This window comes from Mesorhizobium sp. M00.F.Ca.ET.216.01.1.1 (genome assembly GCF_004010325.2).
Classification (GTDB): Bacteria; Pseudomonadota; Alphaproteobacteria; order Rhizobiales; family Rhizobiaceae; genus Mesorhizobium.
The window spans coordinates 1-290 of the sequence record NZ_SADR02000505.1 but is presented as its reverse complement, the minus strand read 5'-3'; the positions used below and the strand labels follow the sequence as shown (position 1 = coordinate 290).

Genomic DNA, 290 nt, shown 5'->3' with positions numbered 1-290 from the left:
GAGATCGTCGCGCTGGTTCTCCATCACCTGCAGCAGGATCTCGATCGCCTCCTGGCCGTAGTCGCGCTCGTTCTCCGGCCGGTAGAGATAATAGGCCTCGTCGATGAACAGCACCCGCGCCGTCGCCTCGACCGAAAACATCGATTACGTCACCTCGCAAAGCCGGCCTTCGTCGAGCACCGTGACGGTGCAGATGAAACTCGGCCTCATCCGGCAAGTCGCCGCGCACGCTCTGCACCTTCGACAATACCTCGTTCAGCGCGACGTCGGGATTGGAGCCGAGTTTCATC

The 290-nt window shown here is 61.4% G+C and carries 1 protein-coding gene and 1 pseudogene; one reads left to right on the top strand and one right to left on the bottom strand.

Annotated features, from left to right (window positions below; genetic code table 11):
• Positions 1-114: pseudogene (locus tag EN859_RS40130) on the bottom strand (CbbX protein); the annotation flags it as partial.
• Here EN859_RS40130 and EN859_RS38915 point away from each other — a divergent pair.
• Positions 104-290 (top strand): efflux RND transporter permease subunit (locus tag EN859_RS38915; protein ID WP_210237786.1); only part of this gene is annotated, 187 nt, incomplete at its 3' end. The pseudogene EN859_RS40130 and the gene EN859_RS38915 overlap by 11 nt on opposite strands.